We start from the raw sequence: 17,064 nt of genomic DNA on the forward strand, positions 1-17,064 counted from the left end.
TCGCCGGTGGGCCACCTGCTGGCCGTGCGGGCGTACCAGGGTCGGCGGCGACCCTGACCCGAACTCCCGAGGTGGCCCGTGCTCCGTCGTCCGCTCCGTCCCGTCACCGCCGTGCTCTCGCTCAGCGCGCTCGCCCTGCTGGCCGCCGCCGGCCCGGCCGCCGCCGCACCGGCGCGCACCTTCACGCCGCTGGCCACGTTCCCGGTGGCGGGTGAGGTGGCCGAGATCATCTCCGCGACGCCGGACGGGCGGACGGTCGTCTACAGCGACTCCGAGCTCGGTCGGATCGGACTGGTCGATCTGAGCGACCCCAGCGCACCGCGGGACCGGGGCGCCATCGACGTGGGTGGCTCACCGACCTCGGTGACGATCACCTCCAGCGCGCGGTACGCCCTGGTCGCCGTCGACACCACCACCGACCTGGCCTCTCCCTCGGGCCACCTGGCGGTCGTCGACCTGCCCCGGCGCGCGATCGTGCGGACCATCGACCTGGGCGGCCAGCCGGACTCGATCGACATCGGCCCCAGCGGTGTCTTCGCGGCCATCGCCATCGAGAACCAGCGCGACGAGGAGATCGAGGTCGGGGACGTGGAGGGTGGCCTCCCGCAGCTGCCGGCCGGCTTCCTCTCGGTGGTCGACCTGCGCGGCCCGGTGAGCGCGTGGACGGTCGGCCGGGTGGAGCTGACCGGGCTGCCGGGCGCCGTGTTCGCCGAGGACCCGGAGCCGGAGTTCGTCGACGTCGACGGCCGGGACATCGCCGCCGTGACCCTTCAGGAGAACAACGCGATCGCGCTGGTCGACCTGGCCCGCCGCACGGTGGTCGGCTCCTTCTCGGCCGGCACGGTCACCCGCACCGACGCCGACACCGCTGACGACGACGTCGTCGCCTTCGACGACCCGCTGGTCGCCCCCCGTGAGCCGGACACGGTGCAGTGGACGCTGCGGGGCAACCTGGTCACCGCCGACGAGGGGGACCTGGCTGCCGCCGGTGCCTACCCGGACGGGCGCAGCGACGACAAGGGCGCGGAGTTCGAGGGCGCCGAGGTGGCCCGGATGCGCGGGGTCGACCACACGTTCATCGGCGCCGAGCGCGGTGACGCCGTGCTGGTCTACGACACCGACCGCGACGCCGCACCGGAGCTGCTCCAGGTGCTGCCGGTGGGCGACGCACCGGAAGGGCTGCTCGCCATCCCGTCCCGCGGCCTGTTCGTCGCCAGCAACGAGGACGACGGCACCCTCTCCGTCTTCGGCCTCCGCTGAGGCCGGGCAGCCGGTCGCCTCAGGCGGCGACCGGCTGCTCCTCACGCAGACCGGAACGCCCGGCCTCCCAGGCGCCCAGCAGGTGCTCGGCGGTCAGGCCGTCGAGGGCCAGCGAGCACTGGGCGCCGAACAGGACGTCGGCGGCCAGTGACGGGTCCTCGGACACCAGCGAGCCGCACATGTCGACCGAGGCGATCTGCTCGTGCACGGCGTCGGCCTCCACGTGCTCGTCGTAGAAGACGCTGGTCTGCTCCCCGAATCCGAGGCGCCGCAGCCCGGAGGAGTAGCGGCGGCTGGGCTCCGAGGAGGTCATCTCCACCGCGGCCAGGTGGCCCAGGCACGCCCCGCGGAACCGGCGGTGCAGCCCGAACAGCGACATGGTGTTGACCGACGTGAACGCCACCGCGGGGGCGTCGTCCCAGAGCGCGCCGTACCCGGTGTCCAGGTCGAGGTCGGCCATCATCCCGGCGAACAGCTGGCTGTGCATGCGCTCGGCCGACCCGCCGCCGTACTCGTCGGCCTGGATCTCCACCATCGCCGCCTTGGCCCGCCCGCTGATCCGCGGGATGGCCCAGGTGTGCGGGTCGCCCTCCTTGAGGTGGTAGACCGACCGCAGCGTGAGGTACTCCTGCCACTGCTCGCGGGTGCCGTGCCTGGCCAGGTACCTCGACAGCGACGGTCCGTCATCGGCGGCGATCACGGCGGTGAGCTGCTGGTCGACCGGTTCGTCGGTGACCTCCACCGGGGTGACCAGGGCCCGCAGCGCTGCGAGGTGCCGCTGCTCGAGCAGGGCGCGCAGCCGCAGCAGCTCCGGGTCCCACTCCCAGGCGTCGTCCACCTCGTCGAAGCCCCGGTAGTGCAGCTCGTAGCAGACGGCCAGGGTCAGCTGGAGGTCGTCGTCGGTCAGCGGGTCGGCCACCGAGGCGGCCAGCCCCTCGGCGGCGGCGAGCGTGCGGGGGCTGAGGGTCGACCCGGCGGTGAGGTCCGCGCACAGCGCGGCGCTGACGGGACCCCGTGGCTTGGGAAGGCGCATGGACCCGGTCATGCCCAGCTCGCCGCCGTCGGAACCTCCGCGGGCCGATCGGTGGTGCGCCACTTGCTGCCGGACCTCACACCTCGGGGGAGGGGCGGGGTCCGGCGCGTCGTCGGGTCAGACGTCCCGGTCGAAGGCAGAGGCCATCCGGGCCTGCTCCTCCAGCACCTCACCGATCCGGGCCTGGACGGCGTCCAGCTGACCGATGATCTCCCCGGTGGTGTGGATGCCGTCGGCCACCGCCTTGCTGCTGGCCTGGATCCCGGCGACCTGGTCGGACACCTTCTGCGTGGCGTTGGCGGTCTCCCGGGCGAGGTCCTTGACCTCGCTGGCCACGACCGCGAAGCCCTTGCCCAGCTCACCGGCGCGGGCGGCCTCGATCGTGGCGTTCAGCGCGAGCAGGTTGGTCTGGTCGGCGATGCCGGAGATGATCCGGATGACCTCGCCGACCGCGGCCGACGCCTCGTCCAGCGCCTCCACCTCACTGGTCATCGTGGACGCCTGGCTGACCGCGCTCTCCGCCACCCGGCCGGCGTCCCCGGCGGCCTCGCGGAGCCGGGAGACGGTGTCCAGCAGCTCGCGGGCGTTGGCCGCCGACTCCTCCGTGCGGCGCAGCACGTCCAGCCGCTGGGAGACCAGCTGCTGCACGTTGCGCAGCGCCGAACGGCGGGAGTCCGACAGCTCGATGGTCGCGGTGACGAAGAAGTCCATCGTGCCGACGACCCGGCCACCGACCATCAGCGGGAAGCACACACCGGACTTGACCCCGGCGCGCTGGGCCGCGGGGGCACGCACGCAGTCGGTCATCTCGCCGATGTCGCGGACGAAGAACAGGTCCCGGGACCGCCAGGTGCGCCCGGACAGGCCGACCCCCTCGGCGAAGCTCGCCGCCAGGGTCACCTTGCGGAACTCCTCACCGGCCGAACCCGACTCCTGCTGGAAGCGCAGCACGTTCGCGCTCTCGTCCAGTGCCCAGTAGGAGCCGTAGGCCCAGCCGAACGCCTCCCGCACGGTGTCCAGCGCGATCCGCAGGGCGGCCTGCTGGTCGCGGGCAGCGCTGACCTCGGTGACGACCGTGGTGACCGCGACCCGGTCGTCGAGGGTCTCCTGCAGCTCGGCCCTGCCCAGGGCGGACCGGCGGGCATGGGTGAGCAGGCGGCCGAGGGAGTCCCACTTGCCCTGGCGGGCACCGAAGAAGGGGAGCTCGCCGGCGTTGTAGTACTCGTAGAGCGCGGCGACCCGGCCGTGCTCCACCAGCGGCACGATGCACCCGGCGGTGGCGCCGGCGGCGAGGGCCGCCGCCCAGCGCAGGCACTTCCTGGGGTCGCTGCCGGAGTCGGTCACCAGCGCCTTCTTGTTCCGGATCGCCTCACCGCCGTAGCCGTCGGAGGTGGTCATCTGCAGCGCCTGGTTCCCGAAGCCCGCGGCGATGGTCGGTGCGAGGGGGCCGGACTCGTGGGTCAGGTGGAAGCTGCCGCGGTCACCGGCCAGCCACACGGCGCCGTAGGCGATGCCGAGCTCCTGGACGAGCGTCTCGAGGATCAGCTGATGGGCGTGGGGCTCGTCGGTGACGCCCTGTTCGAGCCGTGCGATCACGGCCTCCACGGCCTCGACGTCCCGGGGCATCTGCCCCGCCTCGATCGCGGTCGTGACCGGGGTGCTGGTGCGCCGCCTCATCCATGTCCTCCATCGCAGGCCGTGGCCGGCTTGCGGGGATCGCAGCCGGCGTGCTGTGCTGCCCGGCCCCCGGCAGCGGTCGGCGCAGTCCACCCAGAGAATCGGCAGGTCGGGGCGGAAGTTGAACCGGGGGCGACTCGATCGTGTGCGGTCGAGTCGGCTGGTCGTTCGACACCGCCCGGAGGCCCTGCCCGCAGGTGTTTGCGGCCTGTTCCGGTGGCAAGGGCCACAGGGTCAGGAAGACACAACGCGACCGAATCGGGGTCTGCCTCGTGAACACCTTCCTAGCACTCTCCTCGTCCCTGCTGCTGGCGACCAGCGGACTGGTGGGCGGCGCCAGCGCCGCGCCGTCGGCCGGACCACCCGCCCCGGTGCCACTGGCCGGATCACTGGCTCCGGCGACCGAGCCCGTGGGCACACCCGGCACCGGCCCGGTGCAGGCGGGCGACTTCCCTGCCGTGACCGGGCCGACGGCCCACCTGACCGACGTGCGGACCGCCCGGCACGACGGCTTCGACCGCGTGGTCCTGGAGTTCGCCGGCACGGCGGCGCCCGGGTACCGGGTGTCCTACGTCCAGCCGCCGATCACCGAGGACGGCTCCGGCGCCGAGGTCCCGGTGCCCGGTGCGGCGTTCCTCGAGGTGCGGGCCGCGCCGGCCAGCGGCGTGGACCTCTCCGGCGACGAGCCGCAGGAGACCTACACCGGGCCCGACCGGGTCGCCCCGACCGACGGCGGCGTCGTCACCGAGGTCGTCCGGACCGGCGACTTCGAGGGACAGCTGGCCTGGACGATCGGGCTGCAGCAGCGCGTGCCCTTCGGCGTGGCGGTGCTCGAGGAGCCGACCCGGTTGGTCGTGGACGTGCACCACGAGCCGGGACGGTCGATCGAGCCGATCGGGGCCGGGGACACCGCCGACTCCGTGGTCGCCGGCGCCGGGGCCCCGGTCGTGGTCACCGACGTCCGGCTGGGTGCCCACCCCGGCTTCGACCGGATCGTCTTCGAGGTCGCCGGCGAGGGGGAGGCCGGCTGGCGGATCGGGTACACCGACGACCCCCGGGCCCAGGGCTCCGGTGCGCCCGTCGAGGTGCCGGGGGACGCCGTCCTCGGCATGACGCTGACCAACGTCGCCCTGCCCGGCGACGCGCCGGACGGGGTGCAGCCCTGGGACGGTCCCGATCGGCAGCAGGTGCCCGGGGCCTCCACCCTGCAGGCGCTGGTGGAGGACACCGTGGTCGAGGGGCACCACACGTTCTTCGCCGGGCTCGACGCCGAACGGCCGTTCGCGGTGTCCCGGCTCTCCTCGCCGCAGCGGATCGTGGTCGACGTGCTGGCCCAGGACGGGCTGCCGCCGGTCGACCTGGGCAGCCGGTGCGAGCACCCCGACGGCTTCGCGCTCAGCTACCCCGGGTCGTGGACGACCAACACCGGTGACGTGCTGCCGCCCTGCTCGCGGTTCGCGCCGGAGCCGTTCACGCTGACCGCGGGGACCGACGTGCGGACGGCCCCGATCGCCGCCTCGGTGGAGCAGGTGCCGTACGCCCGGGTGAGCGCTCCCCAGGAGGGCGTCGAGGAGAGCCGGAGCGGCACCGTCGTCGACGGGCGGCAGGGCGTGCGGATCCAGCGCACGTGGGACGGCGAGGGACTGTGGCCGGAGGGCACCCGGACCACCACCTACGCCATCGACCCGGGTGCGGCCGGGCCGGACGGCCCGGCCACGCTCGTGGTGGACACGGTGGGGCTGCCGGAGTTCGACTACGAGCGGAACGTCCGGGTCCTCGACCACATGGTGCACACGCTGGACATCACGGCCGGCTGACCGGTCGCGGCACGGCCCGCCTCCGCCGGAGGCGGGCCGTGCGGTGCGCCCGTGCGCCCTGGGACCGACCGGAGGTCAGACCCGCTCGACCAGCCGGAGCACCGCCTCCGCGACCACGTCGGGGCGGTCGGCGGGGACGAAGTGGCTGGCGTCGTCGACCCAGGTGAGTCGCGCACCGGGCAGGTCGTCGGCCAGTCGCTGACCGTGCTCGGGCTTCATCTGGTGGTCCTGCCGACCCCAGACCACCTCGGCAGGGACGGTGAGCCGCGGGAGGAACGGGGCGACCGTCTGGGTGTAGACGGAGTCGAGCGAGCGGAGGTGCCGGCTCAGCAGGCGGGGGCCGTCCGGCCGTTCCCACGGCTCGACGAACCGGTCCAGGAAGGGCTTCGCACGCTCCTGGTGGGCGAACAGCGTGCGCAGTGCCGGCCGCAGCGCCGTGCCGAGGGCCGCGGGGGGCAGCTGCCGGACCAGCGGCCAGCCGGCCTTCATCGCGCGCACCAGCGGCACCGGCCACGCGTCGTAGCAGACGCCGTCGACGACCCCCAGGCCGGCGACCCGTTCGCTCGCCGTTGTGGCGAGGATCTGCGCCACCCCGCCACCGAGGTCGTGCCCCACCACGACGACCCGCTCCAGGTCGAGCGCGTCGAGCAGCCCGAGCAGGCGGGCGGCCTGGGCGGCGAGGTCCACCGGCTGGCCGTCGGGTGCGGGGGAGTCGCCGTAGCCGGCCATGTCCACGGCCAGCACCCGGGCCCGCTGGGCCACGGTCGGGACGACGTCCCACCACAACCGGTGGTTGGTCGGGATGCCGTGGACGAGCAGGACGGTGGGTCCGTCGTCCCCGGCCGTCCAGACGTTCATCGGGCTGTCGCCCACGGGGATGAGCTGGGTCTCTCCGATCGGTAGGTCCATGGCAGCACCAGTGCCCGCGACGGCCGGGTCGGCATGCGCGGTGTGACGAATTCGGGTGAAGTCCTTCAGCTCGGGCCGGGCCCCGTCGATGGGACCAACGAGGCCCCGAGGAGGGAACGTGGAGAAGAGACGGTCGGACACCGACCAGAAGGTCGCTGAGCTGCTGCGGACCGCGAAGGAGTCGCTGCAGCTGTCCGTGGCGTTCCTCTCCCGGCTGGACGGGACCACCCAGCACCTGGAGGTCGTCGAGTCGTCGGTGCCGTTCCTCTTCCAGGAGGGGAACCAGCAGCGCCAGGAGACGTCCCTCTGCCAGGCCGTCCTCGACGGCGAGCTGCCCGCGGTGATCCCCGACCTCCGCCGGCACCCGGCGGCCATGGCGTTGCCGGCCGCCCGTCTGCCGAGGATCCGCAGCTACGTCTCGGTGCCCGTGGTGCTCAGCGACGGGGAGCTCTACGGCACCTTCTGCGCCGCCGGCCTCACCACGGACAAGGGGCTGACCAAGCGGGACCAGTCCCTGATGACCGTCCTCGCCTCGGCCGCGGCCGTGCTCATCGAACCCTCGGTGCGCGAGCGGGAGCGCCGCGGGGAACTGCTGAGCCGACTGGTGCCGGTGGTCACCGCTGGTGGCCCGGTCGTCGTCCTGCAGCCGATCGTCGACCTGGCCACCGGGCTCCGGGTCGGGTACGAGGCGCTCAGCCGGTTCCCGGCAGCGTGGGGCAAGGCGCCGGACGTGTGCTTCGAGGAGGCGCACAGCGTGGGGCTGGGACACGAGCTGGAACTGCTGGCGCTGCGTCGCGCGGCCGACCACCTGGCGGTCGTCGACGGGTACGTCGCCATGAACATCTCCCCGGCATCGCTGGTGCAGCCGGAGTTCGCAGCACTGATGGAGACGTTGCCGCTGGACCGGGTGCTGCTCGAGCTCTCCGAACACGACCAGGTGGCGGACTACGCGGCCCTGGCTGCCGTGCTGAGCCCGCTGCGGGCCCGGGGGATGCGGCTGGCCATCGACGACGTCGGCGCCGGGTTCTCCTCGTTGCGGCACATCGTGATCACCGCACCGGACGTCATCAAGCTGGACCGCAGCATTGTCTCCGGGGTCGACGTCGACCCGGTGCTGACCCGGCTGGTCTCGTCCCTGGTCGAGTTCGGACACGGCTGCGGCGCGAGTGTCGTGGCCGAGGGCGTGGAGACGGCCGCGGAGGCCTCGGCGCTGCGTGGGCTCGGGGTGGACCTCGGTCAGGGATGGCACTTCGGTCGACCGGAGCTGCCCGGGGCGACGGTCACCCAGCCGGCCGTGCAGGTGCCGGCCCCCCGGACCCCGGTGGCGACCCCGCCAGTGCCCGCGGTCGCCGGCTGAGCGGTGCCCGCGGCGCGGGTCGCCCACGACAGCGCAGCCCCCGCCGGGAGACCGGCGGGGGCTGCGCTGTCGAACGGGTCAGGGCCGGTGAGGACCCCGCCGATCAGATGTCGTAGTACATCGCGAACTCGTGCGGGTGCGGGCGGAGCCGGATCGGGTCGATCTCGTTCTCCCGCTTGTACTCGATCCACGTCTCGATCAGGTCGGAGGTGAACACGCCACCGTCGAGCAGGTAGTCGTGGTCGACCTCGAGCCGGTCGAGCACCGCGTCGAGCGACGCCGGCACCTTCTCGATGCCGAGGGCCTCCTCGGGCGGCAGCTCGTAGAGGTCCTTGTCGATCGGTGCCGGGGGCTCGATCTTGTTCTTGACGCCGTCGAGGCCGGCCATCAGCATCGCCGAGAAGGCGAGGTAGGGGTTGGCCGACGGGTCGGGCACCCGGAACTCGATGCGCTTGGCCTTCGGGCTGTCGCCGGAGATCGGGATGCGCGTGCACGCCGACCGGTTGCGCGCGGAGTAGACCAGGTTGATCGGTGCCTCGTAGCCGGGGACCAGTCGGTGGTAGCTGTTCACCGTCGGGTTGGTGAAGGCCAGCAGCGACGGGGCGTGGGCCAGCAGGCCGCCGATGTAGTGCCGGGCCATGTCGGACAGGCCTGCGTAGCCGGTCTCGGCGTGGAAGAGCGGCTCGCCGTCCTTCCAGAGGCTCTGGTGGCAGTGCATGCCCGAGCCGTTGTCGCCGAACAGCGGCTTGGGCATGAACGTCGCGCTCTTGCCGTGCGCCCAGGCGGTGTTCTTCACGATGTACTTGAAGAGCATCAGGCTGTCGGCCGAGCGCAGCAGCGTGTCGAACTTGTAGTTGATCTCGGCCTGGCCGCCGGTGCCCACCTCGTGGTGCCCGCGCTCGAGCTCCAGCCCGGCGTTGGCGAGGTTGACCATCATCGTGGCCCGCAGGTCGCTCTGGTGGTCGTACGGCTCGACCGGGAAGTACCCGCCCTTGGGCCGGGTCTTGTAGCCCAGGTTGGGGCCGCCGTTCTCACCGGTGAGCGCCCCGGTGTTCCAGGAGCCCTCGACCGCGTCGATGTGGTAGTAGCCCTCGTTGATCGAGGTGTTGTGCCGCACCGAGTCGAACACGTAGAACTCGGCCTCGGGGCCGAAGTACGCGGTGTCGGCGATGCCGCTGGCCGCCAGGTAGGCCTCGGCCTTCTTCGCCACGTTGCGCGGGTCACGGCTGTAGGCCTCGCGTGTGATCGGGTCGTGGATGAAGAAGTTGATGTTCAGCGTCTTGTGGATGCGGAACGGGTCGACGTAGGCGCTGCTCGCGTCGGGCAGCAGCAGCATGTCGGACTCGTTGATCGCCTGGAATCCGCGGATGGACGAACCGTCGAAGCCCAGGCCGTCGGCGAAGGTGTCCGGCCCGAACGTCTCCGCGGGGATGGTGAAGTGCTGCATGACGCCAGGGAGGTCGCAGAACCGGACGTCGACGAACTTCACGTCGTTGTCGCGGATGTAGGCGGTGACCTCTTCGGGACTGTTGAACATCGATCCTCCGGGAGTGGACGGAAAGCCACCCGCAAGTTACGAGTGCGGGGTTGCTCCGGGGTGTCTCTCGTGTTTCGTCGCTGTAACACCGTCCTCCGGCGTGTCGCGGAGGTGGCGGTCGAGCCGCTGCTCACCCCACCGGACGGCTCCCGACCGGGACGGCGTCGGGCAGGACATACGCTGGTGGAGTGGCCAGGGACGACGCTCAACCCTCTCAGGAGCGCGCCCGCGGCGACGCACTGGGGCTGCCCGGCACCGGACCGGGCTCACTGGCGTCCTTCGGGCAGCGGGTCGTCGCCTTCCTCGTCGACGCGCTGGCCGCGGCGCTGGTCGCCGGCCTGGTCACCGCGCCGGAGCTGCCCCGCAACTGGAGCCTGCTGGCCTTCGTGCTGATCACCGTGGCCTTCCTGGTGCTGGCCGGTCAGACACCGGGCATGCGCCTGCTCGGGCTGCGGCTGGCCCACCCGGAGCCGGAGCGGCGGCTCGCCCTCTGGCGTGCGCTCGTGCGCACCGGGCTGCTCGTGCTGCTGGTGCCGGCGCTGATCGTGGACGTCGACGGCCGGGGCCTGCACGACCGATGGACCAGCACCGCGGTCGTCCGCGACCGCTGAGGCCGTCACGCCCGGGCGGCCGCCTCGGCGAACCACCGGCGGGTGGTCTCGTCCGCCGGGAGGAACGTCTCGATGGCGAGCTCGCTCGCGGCGACGTCCAGCGGGGTGCCGAAGGTGGCGACGGTGCTGTACGTCCGCAGCACGGCGCCGTCCACCTGCAACTCCAGGGGCAGGGCGAACGTCGGGCCGGGCTGCACCGGGGCGGCCGAGGGCCGGCACGGGTACCCCTCGACCTCGCGCAGCAGGGCCCGTAGGTCCGCCGACGGTGCGGCGGCAGCGTGCCGGCGGACCTGCCGGAGCAGGTGCGCGCGCCAGGCGGCGTGGTCCACGATCCGGTCGGCCAGTCCGCGTGGGTGCAGCATCACCCGGACGACGTTGACCGGCGGGTCGAGCAGCTCCGGGTCGACCAGGGCCATCAGCCGGTCGACGGCGGCGTTGGTGGCGACGACGTCGAAGTGGGCGTCGATGACCAGCGCCGGCCACGGGTCGTGTGCGGCGAGGGCCAGCTCGAGCACCTCCAGCAGGTACCGGGTGGCCGTGGCATCGCGTCGGGCGTCCGGGAACTCCGGCGCGTGTCCCGCGGCGAGCAGGACCTGGTTCTGGTCGGCCAGCGGCATCTGCAGTGCCTCGCCGAGCCTGAGCACCATCTGGCGGCTCGGCCGGGACCTCCCCGTCTCGACGTAGGACAGGTGCCGGGTGGAGGTTTGCGCCAGGTCGGCCAGGTCGAGCTGGCTCAGCCGCCGGCGCTCCCGCCACTCCTTCAGCAGGGCGCCGGCGACCGGGGGCCGGAGGGTCGCCGTCACGGCACGACGCCCAGCGCCGTCGTGACCTGCCGGCCGGGAGGGGACGACGACGTGGGCCCGGGTGCCGGGATCACGCTCCTGCTCACCGCCGGCCGGCCCGCAGCTGGACGAGGGCGAGCGCGCCGACGGCCAGTCCCTGAGCGGCGACGAGGACCCGACCCGCGGTGCTGAGGTCGGCGAACGCGGCGACCGCCAGGCTCGCCACCTCCCAGCCGATGTTCCCGATGGCGGCCGCCCGCAGCGCCGTGCGGGCCCAGCGGGTGCGGGAGCTGACGACCAGGCCGACGGCGTAGACCACCAGCGCGATCCCGACTCCGCGGACGACACCGGTCGCGTCGGTGCCCAGGAGCTCGGCGACCGGACCGGCGGCGATCCCCATGACCAGTCCCATGGCGGCGCAGAGCACGCCGTCGAGCTGGAGCAACCGGGCCGGTGCCGTGCGGGCCGGGGGCAGGGTGAGCGCGGTCATGGTGGGGTCCTCTCGACGGAGCCGACGTGGCCGGTCGTCCGGCCAGGACCACCGTCGCCGGTCCGCGGCGCGCCGTCCATGACCCCGCAGGTCATGGCCGGACCGAGGGGCCGACCGACCCGCCTGGCGGGCGACCGGCCGGACGCACGACGCCCCGACCGCTGGGGCAGCGGCCGGGGCGTCGTGGTGCTGTGCTCGCGAGGTCAGCGGCGGCGGACCTGGCGCTGGCTGACCGACATCTGCCGGCCACCGGGGAGCGGGCCCCCGGGCACCGGCGGGCGGGGGCCGCCCAGCGCCGACATCCGCTTGCCGAGTGCGTTGACCTCGCCGCCGGAGAGGTTGCGCGGCAGCTTCATCACGTGGGCGCTGAGCTTCTTCAGCGCCACCTGGCCCTCCCCGTCGCCGACGGTGACGTCGTAGATCGGGGTCTCGCCGACGACCTTGGCGATCCGACGCTTCTCGGCCGCGATCAGGTTGCGGACCCGCTGCGGGTCGCCCTCACCCACCAGCACGATGCCCGGCCGCCCGAGCACCCGGTGGACGGAGTCCAGCTCGCGGTTGCCGGCGACGCCGGAGCTGACCCGCCAGTCGCCGCGCATGCCCTCCAGGACCCAGGACGCCGCACCCGGCCGGCCCTCGACCTGCCGGTACGCCGAGCCCTGCGCCCGGCGGCCGAAGACGATCAGCGCCGCCAGCAGGCCGAGCAGGACGGCGAAGGGCAGGAAGAGGAACGGTGAGCTGAGCAGGATGCCGACCAGCTCGACCACGCCGGCCACCGCCACGAAGGCGATGAGCATCACCCAGGGCAGCTTCGGGTCGTTCTTGTAGGTCATCGAGTAGGCCTGCCGGATCATCCCGGCCTGGCGCTTCAGCTTGGTCAGCCGCGAGACCTTCGGCTGGCCGTCCTTGCCCAGCTTGGGCGCCTTCCCTGCCTTGCTGCGCCGGCCCTTGCCCGTTGCGTCGGGCGCGCCGACCGCGGTCGAGCCCTTGCTGCCGCGCCCGGGCGGGGCGCCGGCCGGGCCGCGGCCCGCGGCGCCGGCGGGGGCGGAGGTGTCGGTGGACCTGCTGCGTGCCATGCCACCCACGATAGTCGCCAGGAGCGGCCGCCCTCCCGCCACTCGCGAGCTCGCGGCGGGCCGCCCGCAACTGGCCGGGGGAGGAGCTCAGCGGGTGACGGTGAGCCCGCGGGCCTCGGCGGCCTGCTGGTAGAGCCGGCCGGCGCGGTAGGAGCTGCGCACCAGCGGACCGGCCAGGACGCCCGGGAACCCGATCCGCTCGGCCTCGGCGGCGAAGCCGACGAACTCGTCGGGCTTGACCCACCGGACCACCGGGTGGTGCCGGACGCTGGGCCGCAGGTACTGGGTGATGGTGAGCAGGTCGCAGCCGGCGTCGTGCAGCGCCTGCATGGTCTCGACGACCTCGTGCGGCTCCTCGCCCATGCCCAGGATCAGGTTGGACTTGGTGACCAGGCCGGCCTCGCGGGCGGCGGTGATCACCGACAGGGAGCGCGCGAAGCGGAAGCCGGGGCGGATCCGCTTGAAGATGCGCGGCACCGTCTCGACGTTGTGCGCCAGCACCTCCGGCCGGGAGGAGAACACCTCGGCCAGCTGGTCGGGCTCGGCGTTGAAGTCGGGGATGAGCAGCTCGACGCCGCAGCCGGGGATCTGCTCGTGGATCTGGCGCACCGTCTCGGCGTACAGCCATGCGCCGCCGTCGGGCAGGTCGTCGCGGGCGACGCCGGTGATGGTGGCGTAGCGCAGGCCCATCGTGGCCACGCTCTCGGCGACCCGGCGGGGCTCGTCGGCGTCGAAGTCGGCGGGCTTGCCGGTGTCGATCTGGCAGAAGTCGCAGCGCCGGGTGCACTGGTCACCGCCGATGAGGAAGGTGGCCTCGCGGTCCTCCCAGCACTCGTAGATGTTGGGACAGCCGGCCTCCTCGCACACCGTGTGCAGGCCCTCGCGCTCGACCAGCGACTTGAGCTCGGTGTACTCCGGCCCCGTCTTGAGCTTGGTCTTGATCCACTCGGGCTTGCGCTCGATCGGCGTCTGGCTGTTGCGGACCTCCAGGCGCAGCAGCTTGCGGCCGGCCGGCTCGATCGGCGAGGACGTCGTGGACGTCTCCGGCGCTGCAGTCGTGGCTGCCTCCTCCATGCCCAGGCTCATGTCCAGCACGGTACTCCCGCCGATCGCCCCCGCTCGGGGCCCGGAGACGGCTCGAGGGCCCAGCCGGATCGGCTGGGCCCTCGGGTCTGTGTGGTGCGGGGAGGTCAGTCCTCGCTGGGCATCTTGCCCAGGCTGGACGGCGTGTCGGACGGCCCGGCCGTCTTCGACGGGGTGTCGCCGGCGTCCTTCGTGCCGGTGGCGGAGTCCGGGCGGTTCTGGTTGCTGGACTCGCCGGGACCGGACGCAGGCTGGGCGGTCTGCGCGCCGAGGTCGCTGTCGGGCGGGGTCGCGTCGCCCACGGCGTTCTCGGCCGTGGAGACGGTCTTGCCCTGGGCCTCGGGGCTCTCGGTTCCGCCTGCGGGGGTGCTCGGGGAGGTGGGCACGGGGTCCTCTCGGTAACTGGGCACGGGGCCGTCGCCGGTCGGCGCCGGGGTCCAGGGGTCGCTGGCGTTCTTCTTGCGCAACACCACGGCGACCGCGGCGAGGACGGCGAGGACGGCGACCACCCACGGCCAGCGCCGGGGCTCGGGCTCGACGCCGATGCGCCGCTTGACCGTCGTGACGGTCTTCGCCGTGCGCTTGCCGGCCTCCTTGCGGGCCCGGCCGGCGGCCTTCTCCAGCTCGGTGCGCCGCTTGGCCGCCTTCTTGGACAGCTTGTCGGCCCGCTTGCCCAGCTTGTCGGCCTTCTTGCCGGCGGCCTTGCGGTTGGTCTCGGCGGCGGCGCGCACCGCGGCGACCCGCAGCGCAGCCTGCGCACGAGCGGCGTCGGCGGCAGCAGCGGCGTCCTGGCGGACCTTGTCGCCCTGCTTCGCGGTGGCCGCACCGAGGGTCGCCGCGGTGGCGGCGAGCTCCGCGCTGCGGGCGTCCAGCTGGGCCCGCGCCGCCTCGACGCTGGTGGCCAGGCCGGCGCGGGCGTCGGCCAGCGCGGGGCCGGCTGCACCGCGAGCGGCCTCGATCCGGGGCGCCGTGGCGGCGATCGCCGCCTCCAGGTTGGCCCGGGCGGACTTGGCGGCGGCGTCGAACGCCGGGCCGCTGGCCTCACGGGCGGCCTCGAGCCGTGGGACGGCGGTGGCCACCGCCAGCTCCAGGTTGGCCCGCGCGGCCCGGGTGGCCGCGTCGAGACGTGGGACCAGGTCCTTCTCGTAGGCCTTCTGTGCCGCGTCGATGCGCGGTCCGAGGTTCTTCTGCGCCGCCTCCAGCCGCGGGACCAGCACCTCACGGGCGGCGTCCAGCTGGGGGGCGAGTGCGGCCACGGCCGCCCCGACCCGGGGGGCCACGTCAGCGGCGTAGGCGGTCTGGGCCGCCTTCGTCGCGGCCGCCACCTGAGGGGCGAGCTGCTCCGCCGTCGCCCGACGGGCCTCGGTGACCGCCGCGCCGATGTGGGCGAACCCCTCTTGCAACTCGGTCCCGATGACCTCTGTCGAGCTCTTCTTGCGGAACACTCCAGCACCTCCGAGTTGATCGCTTCAGCGATCATCCTGCCCGCTGGCGTCCCCGGGCACACCCCGAACCCCCACCGCAGTCGGCGAGAGGCCCGAACCGAGCGGCCGCGCCGCTGGCAGACTCGACCGGGTGCAGCTACGGATCTTCACCGAACCCCAGATGGGCGCCACCTACGACGACCTGCTCGCGGTGGCCCGGCGCACCGAGGAGACCGGCTTCGACGCCTTCTTCCGCTCTGACCACTACCTGACCATGGGCGGGGACGGCCTGCCCGGCCCGACCGACGCGTGGGTGACCCTGGCCGGCCTCGCCCGGGAGACCTCCCGGATCCGGCTCGGCACGCTGATGACGGCGGCGACCTTCCGGCTGCCCGGGCCACTGGCCATCGCGGTGGCGCAGGTCGACCAGATGAGCGGCGGGCGGGTGGAGCTGGGCATCGGCTCGGGGTGGTTCGCCGCGGAGCACCGCGCCTACGGCATCCCGTTCCCCGAGGTGGGGGAGCGGTTCGACCGCTACGAGGAGCAGCTCGCGGTCATCAGCGGGCTGTGGGCCACCCCGCTGGGAGAGACCTTCGACTTCGCCGGTGACCACCACCAGCTCACCGGCTCCCCGGCGCTGCCCAAGCCGGTGCAGCCCGGCGGCGTCCCGATCCTGATCGGCGGGACGGGCAAGAAGCGCACCCCGCGGCTGGCGGCGCGGTACGCGGCCGAGTTCAACGTGCCCTTTGCCTCCGCCGAGGAGAACGCCCGGCTGTTCGCCGGCGTCCGGGACGCGTGCACCGAGGCCGGCCGCGACCCCGGTGAGCTGGTCTACAGCTCCGCGCTGGTGCTGTGCGTCGGCCGGGACGAGTCCGAGCTGGCCCGCCGGGCCGTCGCCATCGGCCGGGACGTCGACGAGCTGCGCGCCAACGGAGTGGCCGGCACGCCCGCCGAGGCCGTGGACACCCTGGGCCGGTACGCCGAGGCCGGCGCGAGCCGGGTCTACCTGCAGGTCCTGGACCTGGCCGACCTGGACCACCTGGACCTGGTGGCCGCCGAGGTCGCCCCGCAGCTGGGCTGAGCAGCACTGCGCCCCGCCCGCCGGTGGCGGACGGGGCGCAGGGACCTCAGCACAGCGACCTCAGTGCGGTGACCTCAGCGCAGTTCGGAGGCGAGTGGCTCCAGCGCGGCCCGGGAGCCCAGCCAGGTGTTCGCCCGCTGCAGGTCGTCGTCGAAGTCGATCTCCACCGCGGAGAACCGGGAGATGTCCAGCGGCCGGAAGCGGACGCCCGCCCGCTGGATCGCCAGCTCCATGCCGCGCTCGAAGTAGTCCGAGGCCTCGCAGGCGCTGAGGTGCTCGATGAGCGCGGCCTTGTCCGCCCCCGAGACGTAGTTGATGCCGACCGCCTCGCCGAGGCCACCGGCCACGGTCTTGGACAGCTCCCGGACGAACCCGTCGGCGTCGAGGGTGTACTTGACCTCCTCGTCGGCGACCGTGGAGGTGTCCACGCAGACGAAGCTCTCGTCGGCCTGCACCAGCGGTGCGGCGTGGTCGAGCACCGCCGGGTCGAACACCACGTCGCCGTTCAGCCACAGCACGCCGCCGGGCTGCGAGGTGCGCAGCGCGCGGAGCAGGCTCTGCGAGGTGTTCGTGACGGCGAAGTCGGGGTTGAACGCGAACAGCAGGTCGGGCTGGGCGCGCATGACCGCCTTGGCCCGGTAGCCCACCACCGCGGTGATCGGGGTGGCATCGCCGAAGACGGTGCGGATGCCCTCCAGCTGCTGCTGCATGATGCTGCGGCCGTCCATCAGCGGGGTGAGCGGCTTGGGCAGCTTGCGGCCCAGCCGGGTTCCCATGCCGGCGGCCAGCACGACCACCTGGGGAGCGGTGGGCGTCGGACTGGTGGGCGTCGGACTGGTGGGCGCGGTGGCGGAGGAGCGGCCGGGAGCCGCCCGACGCGACCGCTGATCGCGGCCCCCGGTCAGGATCGGGTCAGTAGTCCGCATG

At 73.4% G+C, this 17,064-nt stretch carries 15 protein-coding genes; 5 read left to right on the forward strand and 10 right to left on the reverse strand.

The genetic code is table 11. From position 1 onward, the window contains the following. Positions 1–78: 78 nt before the first annotated feature. Complete coding sequence (locus tag G5C62_RS05020) at positions 79–1,260, forward strand: hypothetical protein (protein WP_164700134.1); 1,182 nt, start codon at positions 79–81, stop codon at positions 1,258–1,260. A gap of 19 nt (positions 1,261–1,279) precedes the next feature. Here G5C62_RS05020 and G5C62_RS05025 read toward each other — a convergent pair whose 3' ends face one another. Next, complete coding sequence (locus tag G5C62_RS05025) at positions 1,280–2,293, reverse strand: iron-containing redox enzyme family protein (protein ID WP_052091005.1); 1,014 nt, start codon at positions 2,291–2,293, stop codon at positions 1,280–1,282. Positions 2,294–2,410: 117 nt separating this feature from the next. Then, on the reverse strand, positions 2,411–3,970 hold the full coding sequence (locus G5C62_RS05030) for a methyl-accepting chemotaxis protein (RefSeq protein WP_164700135.1): 1,560 nt from the start codon (positions 3,968–3,970) through the stop codon (positions 2,411–2,413). A 272-nt stretch (positions 3,971–4,242) separates the two neighbouring features. Here G5C62_RS05030 and G5C62_RS05035 point away from each other — a divergent pair, with 272 nt between their 5' ends. After that, positions 4,243–5,787, forward strand: coding sequence for a hypothetical protein (locus G5C62_RS05035; RefSeq protein WP_164700136.1), 1,545 nt, complete (start codon positions 4,243–4,245; stop codon positions 5,785–5,787). A gap of 75 nt (positions 5,788–5,862) precedes the next feature. Here the strand turns inward: G5C62_RS05035 and G5C62_RS05040 are convergent, their stop codons facing one another. Further along, positions 5,863–6,696, reverse strand: coding sequence for an alpha/beta fold hydrolase (locus G5C62_RS05040; RefSeq protein ID WP_164700137.1), 834 nt, complete (start codon positions 6,694–6,696; stop codon positions 5,863–5,865). Between the two features lie 118 nt (positions 6,697–6,814). Between G5C62_RS05040 and G5C62_RS05045 the strand changes: the two genes are divergently transcribed. Next, on the forward strand, positions 6,815–8,053 hold the full coding sequence (locus G5C62_RS05045) for an EAL domain-containing protein (RefSeq protein WP_164700138.1): 1,239 nt from the start codon (positions 6,815–6,817) through the stop codon (positions 8,051–8,053). Between the two features lie 103 nt (positions 8,054–8,156). Here G5C62_RS05045 and glnA read toward each other — a convergent pair whose 3' ends face one another. Continuing rightward, positions 8,157–9,590, reverse strand: a complete 1,434-nt coding sequence (glnA, locus tag G5C62_RS05050) for a type I glutamate--ammonia ligase (protein ID WP_036334811.1) — start codon at positions 9,588–9,590, stop codon at positions 8,157–8,159. A 188-nt stretch (positions 9,591–9,778) separates the two neighbouring features. Between glnA and G5C62_RS05055 the strand changes: the two genes are divergently transcribed. Beyond that, a complete protein-coding gene (locus G5C62_RS05055; protein ID WP_036334813.1) occupies positions 9,779–10,201 on the forward strand; it encodes an RDD family protein in 423 nt (140 codons plus the stop codon). Between the two features lie 5 nt (positions 10,202–10,206). On the opposite strand, the gene G5C62_RS05060 is transcribed toward G5C62_RS05055, so the two are convergent. The 5 genes from G5C62_RS05060 to G5C62_RS28630 all read right to left on the reverse strand — a co-directional run bounded on the left by G5C62_RS05060 (position 10,207) and on the right by G5C62_RS28630 (position 15,077). Then, complete coding sequence (locus tag G5C62_RS05060; protein ID WP_164700139.1) at positions 10,207–11,004, reverse strand: helix-turn-helix domain-containing protein; 798 nt, start codon at positions 11,002–11,004, stop codon at positions 10,207–10,209. Positions 11,005–11,086: 82 nt separating this feature from the next. Then, positions 11,087–11,473: a hypothetical protein gene (locus tag G5C62_RS05065; RefSeq protein ID WP_164700140.1), complete on the reverse strand. Its 387-nt coding sequence runs from the start codon at positions 11,471–11,473 to the stop codon at positions 11,087–11,089. Between the two features lie 203 nt (positions 11,474–11,676). Further along, positions 11,677–12,549 (reverse strand): DUF4191 domain-containing protein, encoded by an 873-nt coding sequence (locus G5C62_RS05070; RefSeq protein WP_164700141.1) that lies wholly within the window; start codon positions 12,547–12,549, stop codon positions 11,677–11,679. Between the two features lie 87 nt (positions 12,550–12,636). Further along, the gene (gene lipA, locus G5C62_RS05075; RefSeq protein ID WP_241175704.1) at positions 12,637–13,635 is read right to left on the reverse strand and encodes a lipoyl synthase; all 999 of its coding nucleotides are present in this window, start codon (positions 13,633–13,635) and stop codon (positions 12,637–12,639) included. 104 nt (positions 13,636–13,739) lie between these two features. Further along, a complete protein-coding gene (locus G5C62_RS28630) occupies positions 13,740–15,077 on the reverse strand; it encodes an apolipoprotein A1/A4/E family protein (RefSeq protein ID WP_164700142.1) in 1,338 nt (445 codons plus the stop codon). Positions 15,078–15,207: 130 nt separating this feature from the next. Between G5C62_RS28630 and G5C62_RS05085 the strand changes: the two genes are divergently transcribed. Beyond that, positions 15,208–16,137 (forward strand): LLM class F420-dependent oxidoreductase, encoded by a 930-nt coding sequence (locus G5C62_RS05085; RefSeq protein WP_164700143.1) that lies wholly within the window; start codon positions 15,208–15,210, stop codon positions 16,135–16,137. A 74-nt stretch (positions 16,138–16,211) separates the two neighbouring features. Here the strand turns inward: G5C62_RS05085 and G5C62_RS05090 are convergent, their stop codons facing one another. Beyond that, positions 16,212–17,063 carry an NTP transferase domain-containing protein gene (locus G5C62_RS05090; RefSeq protein ID WP_206330465.1) on the reverse strand — a complete coding sequence of 284 codons (852 nt, stop codon included), beginning with the start codon at positions 17,061–17,063 and terminating at the stop codon, positions 16,212–16,214. Between the last annotated feature and the right edge of the window lies 1 nt (position 17,064).

Source organism: Modestobacter sp. KNN46-3 (assembly GCF_011039295.1).

Excerpts from the sequence above, each read along its gene's own strand:
- G5C62_RS05025 (WP_052091005.1), bottom strand. The coding sequence starts at position 2,293 with ATGCGCCTTCCCAAGCCACGGGGTCCCGTCAGCGCCGCGCTGTGCGCG.
- G5C62_RS05030 (WP_164700135.1), bottom strand. The coding sequence starts at position 3,970 with ATGAGGCGGCGCACCAGCACCCCGGTCACGACCGCGATCGAGGCGGGG.
- G5C62_RS05040 (WP_164700137.1), bottom strand. The coding sequence starts at position 6,696 with ATGGACCTACCGATCGGAGAGACCCAGCTCATCCCCGTGGGCGACAGC.
- glnA (WP_036334811.1), bottom strand. The coding sequence starts at position 9,590 with ATGTTCAACAGTCCCGAAGAGGTCACCGCCTACATCCGCGACAACGAC.
- G5C62_RS05065 (WP_164700140.1), bottom strand. The coding sequence starts at position 11,473 with ATGACCGCGCTCACCCTGCCCCCGGCCCGCACGGCACCGGCCCGGTTG.
- G5C62_RS05070 (WP_164700141.1), bottom strand. The coding sequence starts at position 12,549 with ATGGCACGCAGCAGGTCCACCGACACCTCCGCCCCCGCCGGCGCCGCG.
- lipA (WP_241175704.1), bottom strand. The coding sequence starts at position 13,635 with ATGAGCCTGGGCATGGAGGAGGCAGCCACGACTGCAGCGCCGGAGACG.
- G5C62_RS05090 (WP_206330465.1), bottom strand. The coding sequence starts at position 17,063 with ATGCGGACTACTGACCCGATCCTGACCGGGGGCCGCGATCAGCGGTCG.